The sequence below is a fragment of the Mesorhizobium kowhaii genome, from assembly GCF_042431665.1.
Lineage (GTDB): Bacteria > Pseudomonadota > Alphaproteobacteria > Rhizobiales > Rhizobiaceae > Mesorhizobium > Mesorhizobium kowhaii.
In genome coordinates this window covers 56,271-82,400 of sequence record NZ_JBHLYT010000020.1, presented here as the reverse complement: position 1 = coordinate 82,400, position 26,130 = coordinate 56,271, and the positions used below count along the sequence as shown (strand labels likewise).

26 protein-coding genes are annotated in these 26,130 nt (G+C 62.4%); 16 read left to right on the top strand and 10 right to left on the bottom strand.

Features of this window, described 5'->3' with window-relative positions:
* The 4 genes from ACFFNA_RS15260 to ACFFNA_RS15245 all read right to left on the bottom strand — a co-directional run.
* On the bottom strand, positions 1–230 hold a 230-nt coding region (locus ACFFNA_RS15260), incomplete at its 3' end, for a hypothetical protein (RefSeq protein ID WP_378919452.1).
* A 69-nt stretch (positions 231–299) separates the two neighbouring features.
* Positions 300–1,481: a choline ABC transporter ATP-binding protein gene (gene choV, locus ACFFNA_RS15255; protein WP_378919450.1), complete on the bottom strand. Its 1,182-nt coding sequence runs from the start codon at positions 1,479–1,481 to the stop codon at positions 300–302.
* On the bottom strand, positions 1,478–2,332 hold the full coding sequence (gene choW / locus ACFFNA_RS15250; protein ID WP_111543714.1) for a choline ABC transporter permease subunit: 855 nt from the start codon (positions 2,330–2,332) through the stop codon (positions 1,478–1,480). The genes choV and choW overlap by 4 nt, the downstream gene beginning before the upstream one ends.
* A gap of 123 nt (positions 2,333–2,455) precedes the next feature.
* Positions 2,456–3,391 (bottom strand): choline ABC transporter substrate-binding protein, encoded by a 936-nt coding sequence (locus ACFFNA_RS15245; protein WP_111542840.1) that lies wholly within the window; start codon positions 3,389–3,391, stop codon positions 2,456–2,458.
* 259 nt (positions 3,392–3,650) lie between these two features.
* Here ACFFNA_RS15245 and ACFFNA_RS15240 point away from each other — a divergent pair, with 259 nt between their 5' ends.
* Positions 3,651–4,262, top strand: a complete 612-nt coding sequence (locus ACFFNA_RS15240; RefSeq protein ID WP_111542839.1) for a thymidine kinase — start codon at positions 3,651–3,653, stop codon at positions 4,260–4,262.
* A 112-nt stretch (positions 4,263–4,374) separates the two neighbouring features.
* On the opposite strand, the gene ACFFNA_RS15235 is transcribed toward ACFFNA_RS15240, so the two are convergent.
* Positions 4,375–5,271 (bottom strand): DMT family transporter, encoded by an 897-nt coding sequence (locus ACFFNA_RS15235; RefSeq protein ID WP_111543713.1) that lies wholly within the window; start codon positions 5,269–5,271, stop codon positions 4,375–4,377.
* Positions 5,272–5,371: 100 nt separating this feature from the next.
* Between ACFFNA_RS15235 and ACFFNA_RS15230 the strand changes: the two genes are divergently transcribed.
* From ACFFNA_RS15230 to ACFFNA_RS15190, 9 genes are all read left to right on the top strand, one after another.
* Entirely contained in the window at positions 5,372–6,229 is an 858-nt protein-coding gene (locus tag ACFFNA_RS15230; RefSeq protein ID WP_111542838.1) for a LysR substrate-binding domain-containing protein, read from the top strand.
* A gap of 144 nt (positions 6,230–6,373) precedes the next feature.
* Positions 6,374–6,763 carry a c-type cytochrome gene (locus tag ACFFNA_RS15225; protein WP_111542837.1) on the top strand — a complete coding sequence of 130 codons (390 nt, stop codon included), beginning with the start codon at positions 6,374–6,376 and terminating at the stop codon, positions 6,761–6,763.
* A gap of 310 nt (positions 6,764–7,073) precedes the next feature.
* On the top strand, positions 7,074–8,162 hold the full coding sequence (locus tag ACFFNA_RS15220) for a hypothetical protein (protein ID WP_111543712.1): 1,089 nt from the start codon (positions 7,074–7,076) through the stop codon (positions 8,160–8,162).
* 31 nt (positions 8,163–8,193) lie between these two features.
* A complete protein-coding gene (locus ACFFNA_RS15215; RefSeq protein ID WP_378919446.1) occupies positions 8,194–9,339 on the top strand; it encodes a hypothetical protein in 1,146 nt (381 codons plus the stop codon).
* A 48-nt stretch (positions 9,340–9,387) separates the two neighbouring features.
* Entirely contained in the window at positions 9,388–10,179 is a 792-nt protein-coding gene (locus tag ACFFNA_RS15210; protein WP_378919444.1) for a Fic family protein, read from the top strand.
* A gap of 2 nt (positions 10,180–10,181) precedes the next feature.
* Positions 10,182–12,092 carry an AAA family ATPase gene (locus ACFFNA_RS15205; protein WP_378919442.1) on the top strand — a complete coding sequence of 637 codons (1,911 nt, stop codon included), beginning with the start codon at positions 10,182–10,184 and terminating at the stop codon, positions 12,090–12,092.
* Between the two features lie 9 nt (positions 12,093–12,101).
* Positions 12,102–13,406: a DUF6638 family protein gene (locus ACFFNA_RS15200; RefSeq protein ID WP_111542833.1), complete on the top strand. Its 1,305-nt coding sequence runs from the start codon at positions 12,102–12,104 to the stop codon at positions 13,404–13,406.
* Positions 13,407–13,509: 103 nt separating this feature from the next.
* Positions 13,510–14,634 (top strand): DUF2333 family protein, encoded by a 1,125-nt coding sequence (locus ACFFNA_RS15195; RefSeq protein ID WP_111542832.1) that lies wholly within the window; start codon positions 13,510–13,512, stop codon positions 14,632–14,634.
* Between the two features lie 312 nt (positions 14,635–14,946).
* A complete protein-coding gene (locus tag ACFFNA_RS15190; protein WP_111542831.1) occupies positions 14,947–16,626 on the top strand; it encodes a formate--tetrahydrofolate ligase in 1,680 nt (559 codons plus the stop codon).
* A 67-nt stretch (positions 16,627–16,693) separates the two neighbouring features.
* On the opposite strand, the gene ACFFNA_RS15185 is transcribed toward ACFFNA_RS15190, so the two are convergent.
* Entirely contained in the window at positions 16,694–17,338 is a 645-nt protein-coding gene (locus ACFFNA_RS15185) for a cysteine hydrolase family protein (RefSeq protein ID WP_378919439.1), read from the bottom strand.
* A 127-nt stretch (positions 17,339–17,465) separates the two neighbouring features.
* Here ACFFNA_RS15185 and ACFFNA_RS15180 point away from each other — a divergent pair, with 127 nt between their 5' ends.
* Positions 17,466–18,461, top strand: a complete 996-nt coding sequence (locus ACFFNA_RS15180; RefSeq protein WP_378919437.1) for a GlxA family transcriptional regulator — start codon at positions 17,466–17,468, stop codon at positions 18,459–18,461.
* Between the two features lie 52 nt (positions 18,462–18,513).
* Here ACFFNA_RS15180 and ACFFNA_RS15175 read toward each other — a convergent pair whose 3' ends face one another.
* Positions 18,514–19,119 carry a cytochrome b/b6 domain-containing protein gene (locus ACFFNA_RS15175; RefSeq protein WP_378919459.1) on the bottom strand — a complete coding sequence of 202 codons (606 nt, stop codon included), beginning with the start codon at positions 19,117–19,119 and terminating at the stop codon, positions 18,514–18,516.
* The gene (locus tag ACFFNA_RS15170; protein WP_378919435.1) at positions 19,103–19,369 is read right to left on the bottom strand and encodes a PepSY domain-containing protein; all 267 of its coding nucleotides are present in this window, start codon (positions 19,367–19,369) and stop codon (positions 19,103–19,105) included. Before ACFFNA_RS15170 ends, ACFFNA_RS15175 begins: the two co-directional genes overlap by 17 nt.
* 163 nt (positions 19,370–19,532) lie before the next feature.
* Between ACFFNA_RS15170 and ACFFNA_RS15165 the strand changes: the two genes are divergently transcribed.
* Both ACFFNA_RS15165 and ACFFNA_RS15160 read left to right on the top strand, forming a co-directional pair.
* A complete protein-coding gene (locus ACFFNA_RS15165; RefSeq protein ID WP_378919433.1) occupies positions 19,533–20,192 on the top strand; it encodes a response regulator in 660 nt (219 codons plus the stop codon).
* Positions 20,189–21,523, top strand: coding sequence for an ATP-binding protein (locus tag ACFFNA_RS15160; RefSeq protein WP_378919431.1), 1,335 nt, complete (start codon positions 20,189–20,191; stop codon positions 21,521–21,523). The genes ACFFNA_RS15165 and ACFFNA_RS15160 overlap by 4 nt, the downstream gene beginning before the upstream one ends.
* Before the next feature lie 2 nt (positions 21,524–21,525).
* Here the strand turns inward: ACFFNA_RS15160 and ACFFNA_RS15155 are convergent, their stop codons facing one another.
* Both ACFFNA_RS15155 and ACFFNA_RS15150 read right to left on the bottom strand, forming a co-directional pair.
* Positions 21,526–22,083 (bottom strand): sugar O-acetyltransferase, encoded by a 558-nt coding sequence (locus ACFFNA_RS15155; RefSeq protein WP_378919429.1) that lies wholly within the window; start codon positions 22,081–22,083, stop codon positions 21,526–21,528.
* 291 nt (positions 22,084–22,374) lie between these two features.
* A complete protein-coding gene (locus tag ACFFNA_RS15150; RefSeq protein WP_378919427.1) occupies positions 22,375–22,674 on the bottom strand; it encodes a DUF8220 family protein in 300 nt (99 codons plus the stop codon).
* A gap of 329 nt (positions 22,675–23,003) precedes the next feature.
* Here ACFFNA_RS15150 and ACFFNA_RS15145 point away from each other — a divergent pair, with 329 nt between their 5' ends.
* From ACFFNA_RS15145 to ACFFNA_RS15135, 3 genes are all read left to right on the top strand, one after another.
* Complete coding sequence (locus ACFFNA_RS15145; protein WP_378919425.1) at positions 23,004–23,462, top strand: DUF4126 domain-containing protein; 459 nt, start codon at positions 23,004–23,006, stop codon at positions 23,460–23,462.
* Positions 23,459–24,835 (top strand): FAD-containing oxidoreductase, encoded by a 1,377-nt coding sequence (locus ACFFNA_RS15140; RefSeq protein ID WP_378919423.1) that lies wholly within the window; start codon positions 23,459–23,461, stop codon positions 24,833–24,835. Before ACFFNA_RS15145 ends, ACFFNA_RS15140 begins: the two co-directional genes overlap by 4 nt.
* A 115-nt stretch (positions 24,836–24,950) precedes the next feature.
* Positions 24,951–26,129, top strand: coding sequence for an MFS transporter (locus ACFFNA_RS15135; protein WP_378919421.1), 1,179 nt, complete (start codon positions 24,951–24,953; stop codon positions 26,127–26,129).
* The last annotated feature ends 1 nt before the right edge of the window (position 26,130 follow it).

Sequence of the window (26,130 nt, the reverse complement as noted above, 5' to 3'; positions counted from 1 at the left end):
CGACGGACCGGCTCAGATCGTTTGATTGCGGCATGGGGCTCTCCATCGGGTTGGTTGGAAGCGCCGAAAGTGCCACCTTCGCCGCCAGCCCCATAGCATCTTAATTGCGTGCCGGTCGCACCGCCGATCCTGAAAAACTCCAGGATCGATCGCATCGCAATCACAAGCAGAACCCCGACTGCCGTTTGCGCGGTCCGCGGTTTAGACAGCCAACTCCAAATCCGTTCCAAGGCGCTTTTTCCCTGATAGCCGACGGTCCTGGATTTCTCGCGGCTCTATTGCCGCGAGATCGCGCTCAGCTAACGCCGCAGCACCGCGCTCAGCACGTCGCGGATGCCGATGGCGCCGACAAAGCGCGACTGGTCGTCGAACAGCGCCACCGGTGCGGTCTGCGAACGGTGCATGGCCAGCATCACGGTCTTCAGCGAGGTGCCGGGATTGGCCCAGAACACCTGCGCCACCTCCTCCGGCTGGCCCTCGACATCGGCGCACGACACCCAGACCGCCGGCTTGCCGTCGCGTTCGGCCGCTGCCACCAGCCCATGCTCGTCGATCTTGAAGCGCGTCGTCTTGCGCCGGTCGAGCCATACCCAGCCATTGTCGCCGTGCTCCAGATCGCGACGGTCGCGCATCACGTTCCAGGCGGTCAGCACCGACAACGGGTTCACATTGGCGATGAAGTCGCGGACATAGTCATTGGCCGGGCGCAGCACGATGTCCTCCGGCGCGCCGGTCTGCACGATGCGGCCGCCTTCCATGATGGTGATATGGGTGCCGATCTTGAGCGCCTCCTCGAGGTCATGGCTGACGAAGATGATGGTCTTCTTCAATTCGGCCTGCAGCTGCAGCAATTCGTCCTGCAGCTTGGTGCGGATCAGCGGGTCGAGCGCCGAGAACGGCTCGTCCATCAACAGGATCGGCGCCTCGGTGGCAAAGGCGCGCGCCAGGCCGACGCGCTGCTGCATGCCGCCCGACAGCTCATGCGCGTATTTCTTCGACCACTGGTCGAGATTGACCAGCTTGAGCTGGCGCTGCACGCGCTCCTTGCGCTCTGCCTCCGGCACGCCGGCAAGTTCGAGGCCGAGGCCGACATTTTCCTCCACCGTGCGCCATGGCAGCAGGCCGAATTGCTGGAACACCATGGCGACCTGCTTCTGCCGCAGCCTTCTCAGCGTCACCTCATCGCAGGTGACGACGTCGACCGTTCCGTCGCCGTCTTTGACCAGCACCTGGCCGCGCGAAACGACGTTCAGCCGGTTGACGGCCCTGAGCAGCGTCGATTTGCCGGAGCCGGACAGGCCCATCAGCACGGAAATCTCGCCCTCATGCACGGTCAGGCTGGCGCCGGCGCAGCCCAGCACATTGCCGGTCTTTTCGAGGATTTCGGCGCGGGTGGCGCCGGCGTCGACCATCGCCAGGGCGCCGGCCTGATCCTGGCCGAACATGATGTCGACATTCCTGAAGTCAACGGCGACGGTCATTTCTTGCCTCCCACGCCGATGCGTGTCATCCGGTCTAGCACGATGGCCAGCACGACGATGGCGAGGCCGGCTTCAAGCCCGAGGTCGATCTTGCGCGAACCCAGCGCCCGGTTGATTTCGGTGCCGAGGCCGCCGGCGCCGATCAGTGCGGCAAACACCACCATCGACAGCGACAGCATGATCGACTGTGTCAAGCCCGCCATGATGGTCGGCAGCGCCGAGGGCAGCTCCACCTTCCACAGCAACTGGCTCTTGGTGGCGCCGAACGCCTCGCCTGCCTCGACGATCGACTTCGGCACCGAGACGACGCCGAGATGCGTGAGACGAACCGAGGTCGGGATGACGAAGATGATGGTGACGATGAGGCCGGGCGCATTGCCGAGGCCGAACAGCGTCAGCACCGGGATCAGGTATACGAAGGTCGGCAGCGTCTGCATCAGGTCGAGCACCGGCAGCATGATGCGATAGACCTTCGGCTTGTGCGCGGCCCAGATACCGAGTGGCACACCGATGGCCATCGAGGCGGCGGCAGCGGCAACCACCAGCACCAGCGTCTCCACCGTCTGCTTCCAGAGGTTCTGGTTGAGGATGAACAGCAACCCGAGAAAGACGGCCACCGCCAGGCCTCTCGATCGCTGCAGATAATAGGCAAGCAGCGCAATCAGCGCGATGAGAAGGACGGGCGGTACCAGCAGCAGCGTGTCGACCACTCCGTCGAGCAGGAAATTCAGGCCGCCGGAGAGGCCGCGGAAGAAGGTGTTGAAATTGTCGGTGAGGAAGGTGAAGAACGCTTTGCCCCACTCGCCTATGGGGATCTTATAACTGACAAAGAATTTTGAAATCGGATCCATCTTGCCCCTCTTTGGCAGTCGCCGTCCTTGCCGGACGGTCATCTTGTCACAGGATATGGAAAAGGGCAGCCCTTTCTACAGTGACTGCCCTTCTTGATCGGTCACGCCGAACGCAAGGCCGGCTCAGCTTCCGAGCGCAGTCTTCACGGCTGCAGCCGCGTCGCCGCCATCGAAAGTGGTCACGCCGGCAATCCACGGAGCAACCGCGTCCGGATGCTTCTTCAGCCAGTCGGTCGCGACCGTGTTGGCGTCGCCGCCCTTGAGGATCGCGTCCATCATCTCGCCTTCCATGTCGAGGTTGAACTTCAGGTTGGCGATGAACTTGCCGGCATTCGGGCACTCGGTGGTGTAGCCCTTGCGCACATTGGTATGCACGGTGGCGGCGCCGAAGCCGCTGTCGCCCATGCCATCGAGATAGGTGATCTTCATGGCACCCATCACCGGATGCGGCGTCCAGCCGAGGAAGGCGATCCACTCATTGTTCTTGATCGACTGCTCGGCCTGGGTGAGCATGCCGGCCTCCGAGGATTCGACCAGCTCGAAGCCTTCGAGATTGTCCTTCGGGTTCTTGATCATGTCGAGGATGATGCGGTTACCGTCATTGCCGGCCTCGATGCCGTAGATCTTGCCGTCGAACTTGTCCTTGAACTTGCCGAGGTCGGTCAGCGTCTTGACGCCGGCATCCGCCACATAGGTCGGCACGACGATACCGTAGCCGGCGCCACTGAGGTTTTCGCTGATGGTCTCGACCGAACCGTCGGCGGTGTAGTCCTTGATGTCGTTGGTCATCGACGGCATCCAGTTGCCGAGGAAGACATCAAGATCCTTGTTCTTCAGCGACGCCATGGTCACCGGCACCGACAGCTGGATCGTCTGCGGCTCGTAGCCGAGCGCGGTCAGCAGAACGGAAGCGACACCGGTCGTCGCCTGGATGTCGGTCCAGCCGACATCGGAAAGACGCACCGCCTTGCAGCTTGCCGGATCACCGGCGAAGGCAGCGCTCGTGGACAGCAGAGCCGCCAGGCCGAGGCCGGCGACGAAGGAATTCATGCGCGACATAGATATTCTCCCATTGCAATTCTTTGGCGAAGCGAAGTTACGGTTTCTCTGCCCGCCTTGTTTCGTCAGCCAAACACCATTCTGGTGTGGTTTCAAGCATCAAGGCAATCACGATCAACGGCGCAGGCTGGCCAATCAGCGACACGCTTCCTGCTTTTGCACTGCGCGGGCGTCGTTTTTTGGGGGCGGGGGTCGTTTCTTGGGGGAATGCGGCGGCGCCCCCTCCCCGCGTCGGGATAAGTCGGCTTAAAAGGGCGGCATGGCCAAGCTCTACTTCCACTATGCGACGATGAACGCCGGCAAGACGACGATGCTGTTGCAGGCGTCGTACAATTATCGCGAACGCGGCATGCGCACCATGCTGTTCGTCGCCGGCCACTACCAAAAGGGCGACAGCGGCCTGATCTCGTCGCGCATCGGCCTGGAGACGGAAGCCGAGATGTTCCGCGACGGCGACGATCTGTTCGCCCGCGTCGCCGATCACCATGAGCATACGACCGTGCATTGCGTCTTCGTCGACGAGGCGCAGTTCCTCGAGGAGGAGCAGGTCTGGCAGCTCGCCCGCATCGCCGACCGGCTGAACATCCCGGTCATGTGCTACGGCCTGCGCACCGATTTCCAGGGCAAGCTGTTTTCCGGCTCGCGCGCGCTGCTGGCGATCGCCGACGATTTGCGCGAGGTCCGCACCATCTGCCGCTGCGGCCGCAAGGCGACGATGGTGGTGCGCCTCGGCCCCGACGGCAAGGTGGCACGTCAGGGCGAGCAGGTGGCGATCGGCAAGGACGTCTATGTCTCGCTCTGCCGCCGCCACTGGGAGGAAGAGATGGGCCGCGCCGCGCCCGAGGATTTCATCGGCTTCACCCAGGCCTGACCAGAGCGGTTCTTCGTTTCACGGAAACGCAGAACCGCTCTATCTCTCTCTTTGTTTTGACGCAATTCCGGACGGAAAACCGTTTCACACTTTTCCTGGAATTGCTTTGGGCTCACACAGTCGAGACACGCCGTCTCGGAAGCCGCCAGCCGAGCCGCACACCAAGCGTCGCCAGCGCAATCAGCGCCATGCCGGCAGCCTGCGCCGGTCGGAGCGGATGCCCATAGATCGCCCAGTCGACCATGATGGCGACGACAGGGTAGATGAAGGTGATGACGCCGATCACCGGTGTCGTCAGGCGCGGAAAGGCCGAATTCATCAGCACATAGGCAATGCCGGTATGCAGGATGCCAATGCCGAGCAGCCAGCCCCATGACGCAGGCGCAATATGTTGGCCGATGTCAGCGAACGGAGCGAGCATGACGACACCCACCACCGTCTGGCAAAGCACCGTGATTTCCGGGCGCTGTTGCCCAAGGCCCTTGGCAAGGATCGTCGCAACGGCATAGAGCAGGGCAGCACCCAGGGTCAGCGCAATACCCAGGGCCCAGTATGGGTCGGCATGGCCGTGCGCGACAACGAGGCCGCTGGCCAGCACGACGCCGAGAAATGCGCCAAGCATCCATAGAATCTGGTCAAGCGAGATGCGCTCCTTGAGAAAGACCACGCCGATCAGCACCACGAAGAATGGCTGCACATGGTAGACGATCGTCGTCGTGCCGATCGACGTCATAGCGAAACCGGCGAAGAAGGCCGTCCAGCTCAGCACCATGCAGACGCCGGCAAGCGCAGCGAGGCCAAGCCGGGACAGAGACAGCGTTCGGTCCGGCAGATAGCCGCGCAGCAGGCACCATGCGGCCAGGAATATCGTGCCGAACACGCATCGCCAGAAGACGACGGTGACGGGATGAAGCCCCGATTCCGTGACGAAGGCGCCGACCGTGCCGGCAATCACCATCGCCAGGGCGAGGCTCGCGGCCGGGAAACGGGCGGTCGATGTATCTGTCATGAGGCGTTCTTCCAGATGGTGCGGCAGCATCTGGCCAGTTCGGAAGCTCTCAAACAAGCGAATAGATTTGTAACTAGCTATTCGATATGTTGATAGCACCATGGCCACTCCGCTCGACCTCAACCTGCTGAAAACCTTCGTCGCCGTCGTCGAGAGCGGCAGTCTTTCCAATGCCGCACCACGGGTCGGCCGCAGCCAGTCCGCCGTCAGCATGCAGATGCAGCGGCTGGAGGAGATGGTCGGCAACCAGCTTCTGGTGCGTGGTCCCAGAACCGTCACCCCTAACGCGATCGGCGAGGATTTCCTGATCTATGCGCGCCGGCTGCTGAAATTGTCGGATGAGGCATGGGCCAGCGTCACCCGGCCGAAGGAAACCGGCAGCGTGCGCCTCGGCGTGCCGGACGACTACGCTGCCTTCCTCTTGCCGCCCGTGCTGTCGCGTTTCGCGGCGGAACACCCGTTGGTGACGGTGGAACTGATCTGCGAACAATCGACCGCGCTGGTGAAAACGTTGGCGGAGGGACGGCTCGACCTGGCAATCGTCACTCGACTGCCGGAACAGCCGCTCGACGTGATCCGGCTGGAGCGCTTCGTCTGGGTGGCCTCGCCCAACCATGTCGCCTGGGAGAACGATCCCTTGCCCGTCGCTTTGTTCGAACCCGGCTGCGCCGCCAGGATGAATGTCCTGCAGGCGCTTGGCGATGCCGACCGGTCCTATCGCTGCACCTATTCCAGCGCCTCCCTGCTTGGCCTGATCGCAGTCGTCCAGGCCGGTCTTGCGGTCGCCGGCCTCGCCCAGCGCAGCGTGCCGCCGTCACTGCGCATCATCGGCGGCAATGAAGGGCTTCCCGTGCTGCCGGATCTCGAAATCGGCATCCTGCGCAACCCGCTATCGACGACACCGGCGGTCGAGCGGCTGAGCGATTTTCTGCGCCGTGACCTGGCACAGCAGGCCTGACTGCAGTGCCCCCGACTTGCGATAACATTGTCATGGCATTCGACATCAAGAGCCGCCGGGCATCCTCCCAGTCCCGCCACGATGCAGCGTTTGTTAAGGCCTCGGTCCTATAAGACCGTCAGCCAGAACTCTCCGGGGTCAGCCATGTTTCGAGCCGCTTCGTCTGCCAGCATTCTTCTCCTTGCCACCTCGCTTGCCGCTCATGCCGGCGGTGACCCGGCGCTGGGCAAGCATGTCTTCAACCGGTGCATCGCCTGCCATGAAGCCGCCACCGACCGCGACAAGGTCGGCCCGCATCTGATGGGCGTCGTCGGCCGCACCGCTGGTAGCGCCGAGAGCTTCCTTGGTCACTACTCCGGGGCGATGAAGAGCGCCGGTGCTGCCGGCCTGGTCTGGGATGAAGCCAACCTCGCCGAATATCTCAAGGCGCCTCGGCTCAAGGTGCCCGGCAACAAGATGATGTTTGCGGGACTGACCAATGACGACGATATCGCCAATGTCATTGCCTATCTGAAGGCCGATCCCAAGCCCTGAGCAACCGCCGGGTACGTCGCATGACGACGCCGGCTTCACCGGATATGATACGCCTGCAACTGGAATTCCAGGGGCGTCCGCGCCTGCGGGGATCGACTGCCTTGCCGGCACAGAAGTTCAATGACAGTTGAACTACGCTTGGCCTGCAAGCTAATCACGCCATGATCCCGTCTTCACTATCTTTCAAGACCGTGACGAATTCTTTTGTTTTCGGGGCGGGTCTTGTCTTGCGTCTTTCAATCCCCGGATGCCCCACATATATTCGCCGCTGTTCGCGACCAGCGACGTGATGCCGAAGCGGGAGGCCCCAATGGCGACATTGCAGAATTTCGATGCCGAAATTGCCAAGACCAAGCAGGTCGTGCAGGACATGCGCACCAAGATCGAGCAGTCCGGCACCGTGCTTGATACGCTCGCCACCGCCGACAAGAAGATCGGCGACGCCAATTTCGACATCGAGAACGCCCGCATCGAGGACGTGCTGAAACAGCAGAAGGTGATGGAAGGCAACATCGCCGACCTGATCATCGGTCTGGAGGACGCCACCAACGTCTTCGGCGCAGAGTTCGAGAGCATGAAGAACTACACCGGCTGGGAAAACTTCGTCGGTATGTTCTCCAGCCAGAGCAAGCAGCGCATGCGCACCGACCGCGTCCGCAACATGTCGCTGGCCGGCAACCTGCAGGAATTGCTGGCCAAGTCCGACACCATTGTCGGCATCCTGAAGGCGCAGAAAGAGGTCCTCGACCAGCGCTACAAGACCTCCGAGGCCAGCCTGTCGCAGGTCATCGAGCGCCGCAAGACCACCATGTCCAACCTCGAAGCCGTGCAGAAGCGCATCGAGGAGCTCAACCCGATGCTGCTCGACATCGAAAACAAGATCGCCGCTTCCACCAGCCAGAAGGACCGCACGCAACTCGAGGGCGAACGCTCCAAGCTGGCGACGGAATACAACGAAAAGCAGGCCAAGGAGCAGGAGTTGCTGGCCGAGAGCCAGACGCTCGAGCGCTACACCTCGATGTTCCAGACCTTCGTCGATTCGCTCAACAACCAGATCGCCGCGCAGTCGACACTGATCAACAAGCTGACCATCGATACCGAACAGCGTATCGTGCTCTACAAGGCGCTGGAAGATTCGCTGAAGACCGCCGCCCAGCAGGACGTCGCCCACAAGATCAACACGCTGGGCAGCCAGGTCGACAACACCGCCGAGGAAACCATGGCCGGGATCGGCGCAGCTTCGCAAAAGCACATTGGCGACCTGCTCGAAATGCACGAGAAGAACATGGTCGCCAGCGCCGACATCCAGCGCCGCAAAAAGCTGGCCGACGATGCCTTTGCCCGCCGCTTCGACGAGGTGCTGAAGAAGCACAACGCGGCAAACTACGTGCAGTCGTAGGGGTGACAGGACTGCCCGCGAGCGCACAGGCATGACCCCCGAAAACGAAGCGGCGGCACGGTATTTCTCCGCCATCACGGCCGCATTGAGCGGCCTTGAAGTGTTCATGCGCGACGACCGCTCGCCGCTCTACCGGCATGGCATCGTCGCCAAGATCGTCGCCGAATACATCGCCCGGCTCGACAAGTCGTTTGCCTGCTGGCGCAACCGGCTGGGTTTCATGGACACGTTCCGCATTTCGCGCGCCGAAAGCGGCTTCCCGGTGTTCCAGAACCTGCTCGAACTGGAAAACGACCGTCGCCAGGCCGACGCGCGGCTTGCCAACATTCCGCTGGCCGGCGAGTTGCGCGAGGAAATGGCCGACTTCATCCTGCGCCACAAGGAATTCCCCGAGGCGCTGCAGAAGTCGATGGCCGAACGGCTCTATCTCGAGGACGTGAAAAGCGAGAACACGTTCGGCCCGTTCACGCTGGCGCAGACAGCCAAGGTCTCGGTCAATCCAAAGACGGCGCGCCCCTATTACCTCGTCCACTGGGCGACGTTCGACGGCAGCGCCAACCTGCCGCTGGTCTACATGGTGACGGTGGAGGATTCTTCCGAAGCGATGATCAGCCAGCTTGTCGACAGAAACGGCAAGCTGAACGAGACGATCGACATTCCGCTGCCGGTCGACGGCCTGCTCAATCCTGAACTTGCCCACCGCTTCGACGATTTCACCGAGAAGAATTCGGCCTATACGCTGTCACCGGCGACCATCGCGGTCAACCTCGACAAGGATTTCGAGCCGCTGCACCCCAAGCAGCTGCGCCGTGTCGTGCTCGGCCCCTTCTACTCGGCAGGGATTACCGACAACAATTCGACGGTGACCGAGGTGCTGGCCAAGGTGCGCAAGCCGGAGAATGCCTGGCTGCTGACCTGGACCATCCAGGAGGTCTATTCCAAGGCCGAGAAACCCGGCCGCAAGGGGCTGTTTTCAAGTGAGAAGACGACGCAGGAATTCTTCATCAACACCGACGATCTGGAAGCCGCGCGCCAGGGCGTTTCGAGCTACGAGAACCATGCATTGATCCCGCACGAGGCCTACCAGGCACTCTACGCCGCCGGCGAGGCGCAGAAGATCTTTGCCGGCTACAAGGTCCACATCCTGTCGAATGGGCAGGTGATCAGCGATGTGTGAGAGCTCCGCTCACATCGGGCAACGTCACGCCCAATCGAGGCGTAAACAATGACGCCCGCAGGCACAGTTTTCGCCAAGAAGCGGCAGCTTGACGCCTTAAGGAAGAGAGTTCGACCCGGCGCTTTGGACGGCCTGGAGCACAGTCAGCGGATCGACATAACCTATACGTCAAACGCGATCGAGGGCAATACGCTGACGGCGGGCGAAACCGCCTTGGTCCTGGAGAAAGGCATCACGATCAGTGGAAAGCCGCTTAAGGACCACCTTGAGGCCATCGACCATGCAAGGGCGTTGAACTGGGTACTGGAAATCGCTTCCCAAAGCGATACGCCGATAGTTGAAGCGGATATCCGTAACCTGCACCATCTGGTTGTAGCAAATTCCAAGCCCGAAATTGCCGGTCGTTATGCCGACAGCGCCCGCTATGTGAACACCGATGTCGGTGTTCACAATTTCCCAACACCGACGGAAGTACCCGCGCTTATGGAAACGTTCTGCCACTGGCTGGGCGCAGCACGCCAAACGCCGCAGACCGCCTTCGAAGCCCATCGACGGCTCGTCGGCATTCACCCCTTCAACGACGGCAATGGCCGCACGGCACGTCTCCTGATGAACCTTGTGCTGGCGCGCGCGGGCTATCCGCCTGTGGCGATCCGCCCCGAAGATCGCCCAGCCTACATCGCCGCGCTTGAAATCGCCCAGCGCGGCGGGGGTCACGCTACCTTTGACAGGTTGCTTTTCGACAGGCTGGATCAGACGCTGGACATGTACCTCGGCGCCGCGCGCCAGGCGCAGGATGCTTCTGCCGAGGCCAGCAAAGTAATCCCGATAAGGAGCTGAGCATGGATACCGGCCTGACCACCATCCCGGAAGCATCGATCGAAAAGCACCGCGCCACCGCGCAGAGCTTCATCACCCGCATCGTCGTGCTGGAAGACCCCTCACGCGAGTCCGGCACCGCGCTTGCCGGCACCAACCGGCGCTTCGTCTCGACCGTCTCGGTCGGCTCGGTGCGGCGCACGCGCGAGGTCGAGCTCTCGAAGACCGTCGGCGCCGTCCACCCCGACGACCAGCTGCTGACCATCCCACAGCACACTCTGTTGTTTCGCGCCCGGCGCGGCACGGCCATCGCGCTGGCCATATCGGACGTCTTTGCCGAAGGCTCGGACCTCGAAGGCCTGCAGGCCAGGAACACCCGCGCCCCGCTCGAAGGCGACGAGGCGTCCACTTTCAAGAAGCTTCTGTCGGCCTCGGCCTACATCTCGGCCTTCAGCCTCACTTCCTATCTGTTCCAGCTGATCGACAGCGACGGCGAAGCGCCCAACGACATTCCCGAGCCGGACTTCCTGTTCGACACGCCGCAGGATGCGGTGAAGTCGATCCTGGCCGGCCTCGACAAGGCGATATCAGGCGCGTCGGACGACGCCGACCTGATGACCAGGGCTCGCGCCTTCGCCCGCGTTGCCATCGACGGACTTCTGGCGCGCAAGGGCCGCTTCGACGGCATCGGCCCGTTCGAGAACGCCCATATCCGCATCGATGCCGATGACTTCACTCTCGATGGTTTCGACGTCGCGCCGGGCAAGCGGTCGAAGCCGCTGGTGATGACCTTCAAGAAACCGGAAGAGGTGGTCGGCAACCACATTGCCAAGTACCAGTCGGTCAAGCTCGCCAGGATGCTGATGGCCTACGATTTCGAGCGCGAGCTCAACCCGTTCGTCGAGCTCGGCGGCTTCCTGTTCACCTTCATCGGCGACGGCGCGCCCGGCACCGGCAAGACGACGCTGATCCAGATGATCGCCGGCCTCGTCAGCGGCTATTGCCAGGTCGCCGGCTACCCCTTCGCCTATGAGAATTTCGGCGTCGACCAGATCTCCTCTTACCAGGGCAAATCAGGCCAGAACTGCCGCCAGTTCATCAACAATGTCTTGAACCCGCGCGTCATCGGCTTTGGCACCATCGACGACATCGACCAGGTGGCGGCGCGCCGCTCCGACGACCGCGCCTCGGCCGGCCAGCAGGAGATCACCGGCGTTTTGATGGATGCCTTCGCCGGTGCCGCCACCGTGGTGCGCGGCAACTGCTCGTTCGGCATGTTCTCCAACTACCCCGAAAATGTCGACGACGCGCTGCGCCAGCGCGCCGGCGCGCGCTGGCTGGTCGACGGACCGCAGACGCGCGACGACTACATCGACATCTTCGTGCTGCTTGCCGGCAAGAACCACAAGATCCCGCTCGGCGACCACGATCTCTACGCCGCCCAGGAGATCCAGCGCGCCGTGACCGAGGCCTATGAGGAGCATGAGAAGCCGCAGGAAGACGGCTTGATGAAGGTCTACGAGCGCTACATGAAGGAGAACGGCGCGCCGAAATCGATGGCCGATATCGGCACCTATCTGCACCTGATCAAGGATGCCGAGCCGCGCTTCACCGGCCGTGCCATCAAGAACGTCACCGACGCCATCAAGATGCGGGCCATGGACATCGAGCTTCCCGACGACTGGTTCGAGAAGCCGGAAGCTTTCATGCACAAGGGCTATGACGAGAAGAAAGCGATGATCGAGGAACTGCGCGGACCCTTCTCGATGGACATGGTCATGCAGGAGATCAACCGCTACGCCGACAGCGAGTTCCGCTATTCCGACAAGTCCGACGATTCCGCCGTCGAAAAACTGCTGCGCGACGCACGCCTGCGCGAACGGGCCGCGCGCGAGATGGAAGAGATGAAGAAAAAGGGGCTGTGGAATGCGTGAAGGTACGCAATGACCCACGCCAAGAAACCCGACCTTTTGCGCGACAATGAGCTGATCTATGGCCGGCTGCTGACGGTCGACGAGCCGCATCTGATCCAGCGCTACAACAAGGCGCTGGCCGCGTTCGGCTTGAAGCCGACGAAACTGAAGAGCTTCCAGATCGACCGCACCGGATTCTCGCCCGAAGTGGCCGAGGAATGCGGCGACTATGACTACCTCGACCCCAACGAGGTCAATCGCCGCTTTATCATCCTGACGCCGTCGCAGATCGACCTGCCGGTGGTGCACACCGCCTTCTCCAACACCTCGCAGCTGATGTTCGAGTTCATGTCCAAGAACCAGCGAGCCATCGACGCGCTGACCATCAAGGACGTCATCTACGGCGAGATCGAGGATTCCGTTCCCAAGGTCAACGACATCGAGGACCTGCTGTCGATCAGCCAGGTCGAGTTCAAGGTGCTGTCGGCCGAAGACGTGCTGGGCAAGGCCGCCGAACTCGGCAAGCTCGTCGACCGGCTGAAGCAGGAGCCCGACGCCTGGCGCGACAACGCCATGCTGACCCGCATGGTGGAACTCGCCAAGATATGCGGCGACATCCGCGAGAATGCACTGGTGCCCGACCAGGTGATCTTCCGCCACAATGCCTATTGGACCAGCCATTTCGGCGGTCTCTACGTGTTCGTCGATCCGGACATGACGACGGTGATCAGCGATCCGGCCGCACCCGGCTTCCGCCGCTCGCGGCCGTGGCAGGTCAGCTATCTCTCGATCAACGACGCCGACAAGGTGTTCAAGTTCCTCGCCACCACCGGCCGCATCGAGCTGCCGCGCGCTTCCTGGATCGAAGCCTCGGGCTATCTCGAGCATCGCGCCGAGATGGTGGTGCGCGCGCTGATCCGCGACGCCGAGCCCGACCGCAACCTGACCGACGTCGACAAGGTCTGGCTGCAGACCTGGATCCAGAGCCATGCCGACCTGATCACCAGGGATGGCGACTTTCCCTTCCTCAACGCCGCCAAGCGCGAGATCGCCCAGCTCGGCCACCTCAAGATCGAGGATGTGTTCCCAACGCAGCGTTTTCTGGTGATCCGCGCCAAACCCGACCATCCCGACGCCTGGCTGACCAACCGCCTGATCTCGGATTTCGTGCCGTCGGACTTCGTCTCGCGCTACATCTTCAACAAGCAGGGCTTCTACAAGGACTATGACGGCTTCAGCGACGCCTGGCGATCGCATGTTGTGGACGTTCTCAAAACCACATATTTGAAGGACAAGGTGGCGTTTCGCACACGCCTCTACGGCCTGACTGATTAGAACGAAATGACCCGTCATTTCGTTCTAACTTATTGTTTTAGCGCATGATGTAATCCAAAAAGTCTGCAACTTTTTGGCATTATGCTGAGGGGGTGACATCGCCATGCTCGATCCGATCGTGAACTTCTTCACCCGGATTTTCCAGTGGATCGGCCGTGGTATCGGCCTCTTGATCGGTGTCATCCTGTGGCCGTTCCTATGGGCCGGGCGCTGGTACACGCAGCGCGGCTGGATCCTGAAGGCGGCGGTCGGCGTCGCCTTGCTGGTGCTGATCGGCCTCTATGCCAACTTCTTCTACGCCACCCAGTGGTGGAACAATTTCAACCCGAACTATCCCGACACCTACACTTTCGACAAGCGCAACGTGTCCGCCGGCGAACAGGTTGCCGCCGGCGCTGGCACGGATACCGCCAAGACCTGCGGCAACTCCGGTATTGCCCAGATCGCCGCCGACCTGACCGACTTCAACGTCAACCAGAATGCTTGGATCTCGTCGATGATCCTCTACAAGCTCGGCCTGTTCGGCATCGATTGGGACCACACGCCGTGGATGGACAACCAGGCCTCGTTCCAGCGCGGCATCAACCAGGCGGTGCGGCGCACCGCGACGGAACTCGCCGACAACCTCGGCCGTGTCCGCACCACATCGCAGATCGATGCCGATCTGCAGGACGCGCGCGGCAATCTGCAGTTCGACGAATACACCTGGTATTTCGGCGTGAGCCCGTTCGGCCCGAAGACGCCGACACCGAGCTACTATCGCGACGCGGTGCGCAAGCTGCGCTCCTTCAACGCCCGGCTCGCCACCTGCCAGGCGACCTTCGATGCCCGCGCCGACAATCTGAAACAATATATCGATCGCATCGCTTCGGACATCGGCTCGACCTCGGCCATCCTCAAGGAACGTGCCGAAAACCACAACAATGGCTGGTTCGATTTCCGCGCCGACGATCGCTACTGGTTCGCCTATGGCCAGCTCTACGCCTATTACGGCCTGATGAAGGGCGCCCAGGCCGACTTCGAGGACGTCATCAAGGAAAAGCACCTGCAGAGCCTGTGGGACACGATGGATGCGCAGTTTGTCTCGGCGCTGAAGATACAGCCCTTCATCATCGCCAATGGCCGCGAGGATGGCTGGCTGCTGCCGACGCATCTGACGACGATGGGTTTTTACGTGCTCAGGGTGCGCTCCAACATGGTCGAAATCAGCAACGTGCTGACACAGTAACGCTGCTCTGCCACAGCCATAGCGATGGCGAATTTGCGCCGTCGCTTCTGTCGCATTCCGTGCATTGTGCGGCTGTTTTGAGACGGCGGAGCGCCGCGTCCTCTGGCTTCTATACGGCGCGGCAACGGAGCCAGGAAGAACCGATGACAGGTCGGCCGATCCGCAGAGGAATTTTCTTCATAGGAAACATAGTTGCATGCAAGTTGACGCCGCGGCTGCGACAGGGTTAGAACATGCCCGCGCCCGGTTCCAACCTGCTTGCGAGTGAGATCAAACCCGTCCCCTCCACCGTCCAATCAGAGGAAAGCCGTCATGGCCGAAGTGAAGTCCGACATCGAGATCGCGCGCGGCGCCAAAAAGAAGCAGATCCAGGAGATCGGCCAGAAAATCGGCATTCCGACTGAACACCTTTTGCCTTACGGCCACGACAAGGCCAAGATTTCCGCCGAGTTCATCAAGTCGGTGAAGGGCAACAAGGACGGCAGGCTGATCCTCGTCACCGCCATCAACCCAACGCCCGCCGGCGAAGGCAAGACGACGACCACGGTCGGCCTCGGCGACGGCCTGAACCGCATCGGGAAGAAGGCGATCGTCTGCATCCGCGAGGCTTCGCTCGGCCCGAATTTCGGCGTCAAGGGCGGTGCCGCCGGCGGCGGCTACGCACAGGTCGTGCCAATGGAGGACATGAACCTCCACTTCACCGGCGACTTCCACGCCATCACCACGGCGCACAACCTTTTGTCGGCACTGATCGACAACCACATCTACTGGGGCAATGAGCTCGGCATCGACACCCGCCGTGTCGTCTGGCGCCGCGTCATGGACATGAACGACCGGGCGCTGCGCGAGATGATCTGTTCGCTCGGCGGCGTCGCCAACGGCTTTCCGCGCGAGGGCGGCTTCGATATCACCGTTGCCTCGGAAGTCATGGCCATCCTGTGCCTGTCCACCGATCTGAAGGACCTTGAAAAGCGCCTCGGCGACATCATCGTCGCCTATCGCCGCGACAAGTCGGCGGTTTATGCCCGCGACCTCAAGGCCGACGGCGCCATGGCCGTGCTGTTGAAGGACGCCATGCAGCCGAATTTGGTGCAGACGCTGGAGAACAACCCGGCCTTCGTGCATGGCGGCCCGTTCGCCAACATCGCGCATGGCTGCAACTCGGTGGTCGCCACCACGACGGCACTGAAACTGGCAGACTATGTCGTCACCGAAGCCGGCTTCGGCGCAGACCTTGGCGCGGAAAAATTCTTCGACATCAAGTGCCGCAAGGCCGGCCTGAAGCCGGCGGCGGCGGTCATCGTCGCCACTGTGCGCGCCATGAAGATGAACGGCGGCGTCAAGAAGGAAGATCTCGGCAAGGAAAACGTCGAGGCAGTGAAGAAGGGCTGCGCCAACCTTGGCCGCCACATCGAGAACATCAGGCAGTTCGGCGTGCCGGCGGTGGTGGCCATCAACCACTTCTATTCCGACACCGACGCCGAAATCCAGGCGATGAAGGACTATGTCGCCTCGATGGGCGAAGAGGCGATCCTGTGCAAGCACTGGGCCAAGGGCTCGGCCGGCATCGAGGAACTCGCCAACAAGGTGGTGGCGCTGGCTGAATCCGGTGCCTCGCAGTTCGCACCGCTCTACCCCGACGCCATGCCGCTGTTCGAGAAGATCAACACTATCGTCCAGCGCATCTATCGCGGCTCGGAAGCGATCGCCGACAAGTCGGTGCGCGACCAGTTGCACGCCTGGGAGCAGGCCGGCTACGGCCACCTGCCGGTCTGCATGGCCAAGACGCAGTATTCCTTCTCGACCGATCCAAACCTGCGCGGCGCGCCGACCGGCCACACCGTGCCGGTGCGCGAGGTCAGGCTGTCGGCGGGTGCGGGCTTCGTCGTCATCATCTGCGGCGAGGTCATGACCATGCCCGGCCTGCCCAAGGCGCCGTCCTCGGAGAAGATCTTCCTTAACGAGATGGGCCAGATCGAAGGCTTGTTCTGATATCTAACGTCTCGACAACAAAAAGGGTGCCGCAGCGATGCGGCGCCCTTTTTGTTTCCGGATATTGCTATGCCGCGTTGCGCGACAGCGCCCGCTGATTGGAGCCGAAGATCGTGTCGCGTTCCGGCAGTGTCCCGGTCTTCAGGCATTCGACCCATTCGGCGGTCTTCAGCACCGCCGCGAAGCGCGACTGCAGGATGATCGTCACCACGCGGTGGATCTCCTCGGCCGAGGCGTAGCCGGCGCTGTTGGCGTAAGGCACGGAGCCGGTCGCGTCGGACAGGAACTCGACCGCAAAGCCCATGTGGACGGCGTGGATGATGGTCGACAGATCGCAATTGTGCGTCATGTAGCCGACCACCGTGAGCGTATCGATGGCGTTGGCGCGAAGCCAGTCCTCCAGATCGGTGCCGGTGAAGGCGGAGGGCAGGTTCTTTTCGACGTAGTGGTCGCGGCTGCGCCTGGCGATTTCGGGGTGCAGTTCACCGCCATGGCTGCCCTTGGCGAAGATCGGCGAGGTCTCGGGCGCCATCTGCTTGACGACCACCACCTTGATACCGGCTGCCGCCGCCGCATCCATGGCGCGTGCCACATTGACGACGCTGTCGCGGAACGGCGGATGCTGGATGGCGAGATTGCCGCCATCATAATCATTCTGGACGTCGATGACGACGAGCGCGCGGCGCGGCGTGGTGTTGGCTGGGTCAGACATGGTGTTTTCCTTTCCGGCTTGAATGCGATGGGGCCGAAAATAGGCGGGTCGCCAAGCGGTCGAAAGTGTCCCGATTGACATCATTCGAAAGAATTGGGACAATCCGCTTTCACTTGCTGGAAGCACCATGACCGACCCGATCATTGCCGTCCTTGCCTTCGACGGCATCAGCCCGTTCCATCTCTCCGTGCCATGCCTGGTGTTCGGCGAGGACAGGACGGCGCTTGGGCTGCCGCGCTTCGACTTCCGCATTTGCGCGGTCAAGGCCGGCCCGGTCCACACCGAAGCCGGATTGACCGTTGCCGCGCCGCATGGGCTCGAGGGCCTCGACGGCGCCGACATCGTCATCATCCCAAGCTGGTATCATCTGGGCGAGGCGCCAGCGCCAGTGTTGATGGAGGCGCTGCGCAGAGCGCATCAGCATGGCGCATTGATTGTCGGCCTGTGTCTGGGAACCTTTGCCATTGCCGCAGCCGGGCTGCTTTCAGGGCGCCGTGCCGCGACGCACTGGGCCTATTCCGAACGGCTGCAAAAACTCCATCCCGACATCACTGTCGATGCCACGGTGCTCTATGTCGACAATGGCGATGTCGTGACATCGGCCGGCGTTGCGGCTGGCCTCGACTGCTGTCTCCACATCGTACGCGCCCGTTATGGCGCGGAAGCCGCACTCCGGCTCGCCCGCCAGATCGTCCTTTCGCCGCATCGCCAGGGCGGGCAGGCACAATTCATCGAGCATCCGGTGGCGAAAAGCGAGAACGCCGACCGCTTCACCCAGGCGCTTGACGCGGTTCGCGCGACGCTTGGCGCGACGCACAGCCTGGACCGCGTTGCCGAGGCCGCCGGCCTGACCCGGCGCACCTTCACCCGCCGCTTTCAGAAATCGATCGGCACGAGTTTCGGCGAATGGCTGACCAGCCATCGCATCGAACTGGCGCAGCGGCTGCTGGAGGCAACGGAGAAGTCGATGGACATGGTGGCCTTCGAGGCCGGCTTCGGCAGCGCCACATCGCTGCGCCAGCATTTTTCAGCACGGCTCAAGACGTCACCGGTGCAATATAGGCGCGAATTCTCGAAGCGGTTCAATCAGGAAGAACCAATGGCGCACGTCCTGTCGTCCTGAGAAGGAACGGCCAAAAGGCGCCGCATCGCTGCGGCGCCTTTACCCCAACCAGTCAGGCGACGTCCTCCGACGATGGCGCGCGTTTGCGGCCGGTGAGCATTGCGCGAACCAGATTCTCATGATGGCGCAGGCTGGCCAGCAGCACGCCGCCGACATGAAGCCCGACGAGCACGAGAATTCCATTGCCCAGGATCTTGTGCGTGTCCTCCACCCAGGTCACACCCCACCAGGCGTCGGTGGTCTGCATCCAGCCGGTAAGCGCAATTCCCGCCACGCAGGCCAGAAGTGCTAGCACCATGGCGCCGCCGGCGGGGTTGTGGCCGAGATGGCGCCTTTCGCGACCCTGCGCCACATCGGCCATATACAAGCCCACAGCGCGCGGCCCGCGCACGAACTGACGAAAGCGCGTGTATCCCGATCCCGCCAGCCCGGCGATCAGCCGTGAGGCTATCAAGACCCCCGCACTGTAACCGGCCAGTTCATGCACCTTCATGATTTCTCCCGAGGAAAACCACGCCACCGCAACGCACAGGACCAGCGACCAGTGAAAGAGGCGGACGTAGGGGCTCCAGACCCTGACCGAGGTTTCTCGTGTCGACTTGACCGAGGCTTCTCGTGTCGAACGGCGGCGTTCATGGCAATCAACCGTCGTCGGAATCGGCGCCGACCGACTCGAGCGTCTTGGGATTGAAGACGGCTTCCAGCTTCTTGCCGTTGGCGTCGAGTGCCTTGGCTTCGTAGCAGCCGTTCTCGGTCTTGATGCTGCGAACCTTCCAGCCTTCGCTTTCAAGCTTCTTTTGCAGCGCCTCGCGTGGCTGCCACTGGTTGGTCGGCACATCGCATTTGTCGGCAGCGACGGCTGGACCGGCAACAGCCATCACCAGCGCGGTCAGGATCAGGGTCTTCATCTTGTTTCTCCATCGGCCAATTCCGATGTCGCGGACCCTGACCGTGAAACCTGACAGCAGCCTGAACGCGCATCGTATTGTTGAAAGCTGCAGTTGGCTTTCGTTCAGGTTCCTGTCAGCCTTGTTCCGCATGGAGGTGGCGTGTCGCTGAACCGGAGGCAAGGTGCGCGTTCTGCTGATCGAAGACGACCCGGTGCTGGGCGAAGCGGTGCGCGATCATATCGCCGCCGACGGCCACGCCGTGGACTGGAGCACGATGCTTGGCGATGCCGGCGATCACCTTCATGTCGTCTCCTATGAACTCGTTCTGCTCGATCTCCATTTGCCGGACGGCAAGGGGTTCGAATTCCTGAAGACGCTGCGCCGTGAAGGCACCGATACGCCGGTCATCATCCTGACCGCACGCGACCAGCTTTCCGACCGCATAGAGGGCCTGAATTCCGGGGCAGACGACTATCTGGTCAAGCCGTTCGATCTTGGCGAGTTGTCCGCGCGCCTCGCCGCGGTTGCGCGCCGCTATGCGGGAAACCCGAATCCTTTGATCCGACTTGGGCCGGTCGAGATCGACCAGGCCGCCCGCCGCGTTGTCGTGGACGGCACTGAGGCCAGGCTCACGTCCCGCGAATGGGCGGTGCTGGAGCAGTTTTTGCGTCGGCCCGGCATGACTGTCGGCAAGAACCAGATAGAGGATGCGCTCTATGCTTTCGGGGCGGAGATCGAAAGCAACACCGTCGAAGTCTATGTCAGCCGCCTGCGCAAGAAGATCGGGCGCGAGGCCGTCACGACCGTAAGGGGGCTAGGCTACCGTCTGGCATTTCCATGAGGCTCCTCGACAGCCTTGCCGGTCGCCTCGTTGCCTCGCTGATCCTGGTCACGGTCGCCTTCGGCCTGGTCGCCGCAGGCACGGGAAGCATCACCCTGCATCGTGAAATCAACGAAGCCATGGACAATTCGATGCAGGAAGCGGCCCGCCGGCTGCTGCCGCTGGTCATCGACGATCTCTTCGGGCGCGAGGTTTCGCAATCGCCCCGCAGGCTGGCAGAGGCCGTTTCGGACGATGACGGCGGTCGCCTCATCTTCCAGGTGCGGGACGGCAGTGGCCGTGTTCTCATACACTCCTACAATGCTCCCGCAAAGCCGCTCACGGCTGAACTCGCGCAGGGCTTTTCGGAGGCCGCCGGATGGCGCATCTACACCGAGCCTGCGGTTGGCGGCACGATTTTCATCCAGGTCGCCGAGCTCGATGCACGGCGCAATGAGGAAACCTTCGAAGCCGCCACCGGCTTCCTGATACCGATGGTCATCCTGATCCCGTTGAGCGCACTTGTCGCGTGGTTGACCCTGGCGCGTTTCCTGAGGCCGATCGCGACATTGCGCGGCGAGATCAGCGCCCGTCACGGCGACAACCTCGCTCCGATCGACACCGCGGGACTGCCTTCCGAACTCGCCGCCATTGCCAAGTCGGTCAACAGCCTGATGCGGCGCCTGCACATGGCCCTTGACGCGGAAAAGGAATTCACCGCGAACGCCGCGCATGAATTGCGCACGCCGATTGCCGGCGCACTGGCACAGACGGAGCGCCTGATCGCGGAAGCCCCGGACGACGCGGCAAGAAAACGTCCACGCCAGATCAAGGCAGCGCTGTCCAATCTCGCCGGCCTGTCCGAAAAGTTGATGCAGCTGGCGCGCGCCGACGCCGGAGTGGCCGCCGCCGGCAAGCCCGCCGACCTTGCCGCGATCGCGGCACTGGTGGTGGAAGACTTCGAGCAGCGCAGCGAAAACAAACGCCGCCTTCGCCTCGAAACGCCGGCGAACGGCAAGGTGCTGGCCGCGATCGACACGGATGCGCTGGCCATCGTCCTGCGCAACCTCATCGAAAATGCCTTGCGACATGGCACCGAAGGCGGAGAGGTTGTCGTGCGCATCGACGACGGCGCCCGACTTAGCGTGATCAACCACGGTCCGGTGGTTCCGGCCCCAGGCAGCCTGATCAAACGGTTCGAACGCGGCGCAACGCGCGTCGAAGGATCGGGCCTCGGGTTGGCGATCGTCAGCCGGATCCTGCAGCAGATCGATGCGACGTTGGTTCTGAACTCACCGGCATCCGGCCGGCAGGACGGCTTTGAAGCGACGATCCAGTTTCCCGTCGCGTAGCGTCAATCCCGCTTGACCGCCCGCGCCGGATTGCCGACCACCGTGGTATTCGCGGCCACATCGCGGGTCACCACTGCGCCGGCGCCGACGATGGCGCCCTCGCCGATGCTGACGCCACCAAGGATGATCGCGCTGCCGCCTATCCAGGCGTTGGTGCCGATCTCGATCGGCCTGGCGATCTCAAGTCCGGCTTGCCGTCCGGCGGCGGCCTTGTGATGCTCGGCGCAATAGATCTGCACATTGGGGCCAAGCAGCGTTCCCTTGCCGATGCGCACGCTTGCCGTGTCGAGAATGGTGCAGCCGGCATTGAGAAAGACGCCGTCGCCGAGAAAGATGTTGAAGCCGTAGGCGCAGTGGAACGGCGCCTCGATGCGGGCGCCCTCGCCCGCTCTGCCGAGCAGTGCTTTCAAGCCCGGCCCGAGATTTCCACGCTGCCGTGGCGGCAGCGAATTGTGCTCGAACACCGCGTCGCGCGCCGTGACGCGCAATGCCTCCAGTTCGTCGTCGAGGCAGGTGTACCATTCGCCGGCCGCCATCTTTGCGCGCTCGCTTCCAGCCATGACGGTGTCTCCCTGTGACATCCTTGCCAAAGCACAATTGCCGCGGACGGAAAAGTGCCAGCGTCCCGACGACACCGGCGCAAAAACCCATTGGTTCGGCATCAAGCATCACGCTCAGATGGCGACGTTGGCACAGCTGCCACAGTACTCACCAGCAACCTCATGTAGATCACATAGTCGTCAGGCGTGAAAAAGACTTACGACCATTTCTACACTATGTTACCTTATGCGTTATACATGGACCACAATGCTGGCAAATCTATCACACCATTTCTGACCATTGCCATACCATCAATAGGCCGATGAAGGGTCATCTGAAAATCTTTTGTTTGTATAAAGATGCTTCTTCTGTGACTTTAACTCATAGAAAAGCGTTCCATGAATTCCATTAACTACAGTTTTCTTCTGCAGGTCTTTATTTAAGGACTCTACAATTTTCCCAGCTCTCTTACGTCCAACGCGCTTGACGAAATCTTCAATGAACTCGATGTCCTGGCCATTTGGAAATATCAATTCAAAATCCTCGTCCGCCACCGCATAAATATTGTACGCAGAATTGATGGCTCCATCGATCAACTGAACGTTTTTCATTGTCGCATTGCTCCTCGCACATGTCCGTCCACTCAGAACAATAAAATTCCTATCACAAGTCCTATCGTAATAAGGATCGGCAATATTTGCCAAGACTGCTGCGATACAAGTCGCAAATTGGGTGCCGGATTCTCTTATCCCCCGCAGAAAGCTGAACATCCCAGCTTGGTCTGGAGTGCGCTAATCCCCCGTCCCGGTGGGACACCACACATTTCCCGTCTTGTCCTCCCAGCCATTCGGATTTTTTGAAGTCATGTGCTGGTCAAAGGCCCGCCCTATGCTAGCCTGCTCTTGCCGGGCTGTCCTGGCCGGCGATGAGGGGATCAACCATGCTGTATATTCTCGCACTTCTGATCGGCGTCATTGCCGGTCTCCGTGCCATGACCGCGCCAGCGGCCGTCGCCTGGGGCGCTTATCTCGGCTGGCTGCCGATCGCCGGCACCTGGGCAGGTTTCATGAGCCACTGGGCCGCTGTCGGCATCTTCACCATCCTGGCCATCGTCGAACTGGTCACCGACCAGCTGCCGTCGACGCCGAGCCGGAAAGTGCCGCAGCAGTTCGGCGCCCGCATCATCATGGGCGCTTTCGGCGGCGCGGTGATCGGCGCGACCGGCGGTTCCACCATCGGCGGCCTGATCGCGGGCGCCATCGGCGCTGTCATCGGCACGGGCGGCGCCGATGCACGCGGCCGGCTGGCAGCCGCCTTCGGCAAGGATCCGCCCGCCGCCTTCATCGAGGACGCGGTGGCGATCATCGGCGGCCTGCTGATCGTAGCGGCGGTGGCATGACGGCCAAAACCTTCGACGCCATCATCATCGGCGCCGGACAGGCCGGCCCTTCGCTGGCCGGCCGGCTGAACGCTGCCGGCATGAGCGTGGCGCTGATCGAGCGCAAGCTGGTCGGCGGCACCTGCGTCAACACCGGCTGCATGCCGACCAAGACCATGGTCGCCAGCGCCTATGCCGCGCATCTGGCGCGGCGCGCCGCCGACTATGGCGTGACGCTCGGCGGCCCCGTCGGCGTCGACTACAAAGCGGTCAAGGCGCGCAAGGACAAGGTGTCGAACGACGCCCGCACCGGACTCGAAACCTGGATCGCCGGCATGGACAAATGCACGCTCTATCGCGGTCATGCGCGTTTCGAATCCGCCAACACCGTGCGCGTCGGCGACGATCTTTTGACCGCCGGGAAGATCTTCCTCAACACCGGCGGCCGCGCCTCGGTGCCCGACCTGCCCGGCGTCCACGAAATCGGCTATCTGACCAATTCCTCGATGATGGATCTCGACGTCCTGCCGCGCCATCTCGTCGTCGTCGGCGGCAGCTACATCTCGCTCGAATTCGCGCAGATGTTCCGCCGCTTCGGTAGCGAAGTCACCGTCATCGAAAAGAGCCCGCGCCTGACCGGCCGCGAGGACGAGGATGTTTCGGCCGCCATCCTGTCGATCCTCGAAAACGAAGGCATTGCGGTTCATGTCGGTGCCGACGACATCGCTTTCGCCAGACAGGGCAAGGACATTGCCGTCACCTTCTCCGCCGGCAAGCCGCCTGCGGTCGGCTCGCATGTGCTGCTGGCTCTCGGGCGCACACCCAACACCGACGATCTCGGCCTCGACAAGGCGGGCGTCGAGGTCGACCGGCGCGGTTTCGTCACCGTCGACGACCAGCTGCGCACCAGCGTGCCCGGCATCTGGGCGATGGGCGACTGCAACGGCAAGGGCGCCTTCACCCACACCTCCTACAACGACTATGAGATCGTCGCCGCCAACCTGCTGGATAACGATCCGCGCAAGGTCAGCGACCGTATCGAGGCCTATGCGCTCTACATCGATCCGCCACTCGGCCGCTGCGGCATGACCGAGGCTGCGGTGAAGAAATCCGGCCGCCGGGCGCTGGTCGGCCAACGGCCGATGACCCGCGTCGGCCGCGCCGTCGAAAAGGGCGAGACGCAAGGCTTCATGAAGATCCTGGTCGACGCCGACACCAGGGAGATCCTAGGCTGTTCGGTGCTTGGTCCCGGCGGCGACGAGGCGGTGCATTGCGTGCTCGACCTGATGTACGCCAAGGCGCCCGTCGACACGCTGGCACGTGCCGTTCATATCCACCCGAATGTCTCGGAACTGCTGCCCACCATTGCCCAGGAACTGAAGCCGCTGGCCTGATGTACCGGCCATTAAGCTCTCGACTTTATGCATTGCTGCATTGCAGCAATGCATGTTGCGATTGGCAAGAGTCTACGCGCATTCTCGGATTGAACCGATTCAGTCTGGACGCTCCATGCCCTTGCCGATCCTTGCGCTTGCCATTGCGTCCTTCTGCATCGGCACCACCGAATTCGTCATCATGGGCCTGCTGCCGGAGGTCGCCGCCGACCTCGGCGTGTCCATCCCTTCGGCTGGCCTGCTGGTCACCGGCTATGCGCTCGGCGTCGTCTTCGGCGCGCCAATCGTGGCGATGGCCACCGCGCATCTGCCGCGCAAGCCGGTGCTGGTGGGTCTCGCCGCGCTGTTCGTCGTCGGCAATCTGTTCTGCGCCATCGCACCCAACTACTGGATGCTGATGGCCGCGCGCGTCTTCACCGCCTTCGGCCACGGCGCCTTCTTCGGCATCGGCTCGGTCGTTGCCGCGAGCCTTGTGCCGCGCAACAGGCGGGCCAGCGCCATCGCGCTGATGTTCGCTGGGCTGACGCTGGCCAACATCCTTGGCGTCCCGGCCGGCACCGCCCTTGGCGAGGCCTTCGGCTGGCGCGCCACCTTCCTTGCCGTCGTCGGCATCGGCCTGATCTCGGTCGCTTGCATCGCCTGGCTGGTGCCATCGGACGTCGCCGAGCCAAGCGGTGGCGGCCTGCGCGGCGAGCTGCGCGTGCTGGGCAAGCTGCAGGTCTGGCTGGCGATGCTGATCGCCGCCCTTGCCTCGGCCAGCCTGTTTGCCGTCTTCACCTACATAAAGCCCTATCTGACCGACGTGTCCGGCCTGTCCACCTCCGCGGTCACCTGGGTGCTGCTGCTGTTCGGCGCCGGCATGACCATCGGCAACATCATCGGCGGCAGGCTCGCCGACTGGAAATTGATGCCGACAGTCATCGGCACGCTGCTGTTGCTGGCGCTGCTGTTTGTCGGCTTCATGCAGTTCGGCGCGATAGCCGGCGTTGCCATCGGCATCGTCTTCCTGTGGGGCCTGCTCATCTTCGTCGTCGTGCCGCCGCTGCAGATCCGCGTCGTCGAGGCGGCTTCCGAAGGGCCGAACCTCGCCGCCACGCTGAACCAGGGCGCCTTCAACGTCGGCAATGCCAGCGGCGCCTGGATCGGTGGCGTGGCCCTTTCCGCGGGCGTTTCCTATGCCAATCTGCCGCTGGTCGGCGCGGCATTGGCACTGCTGGCGGTCATCGTCGCGGTGCTGTCGCAGACGCTGGATCGGCGCGCGCCTGTCGTCCCGCTTCAGGCTGCCGCGGAATAAC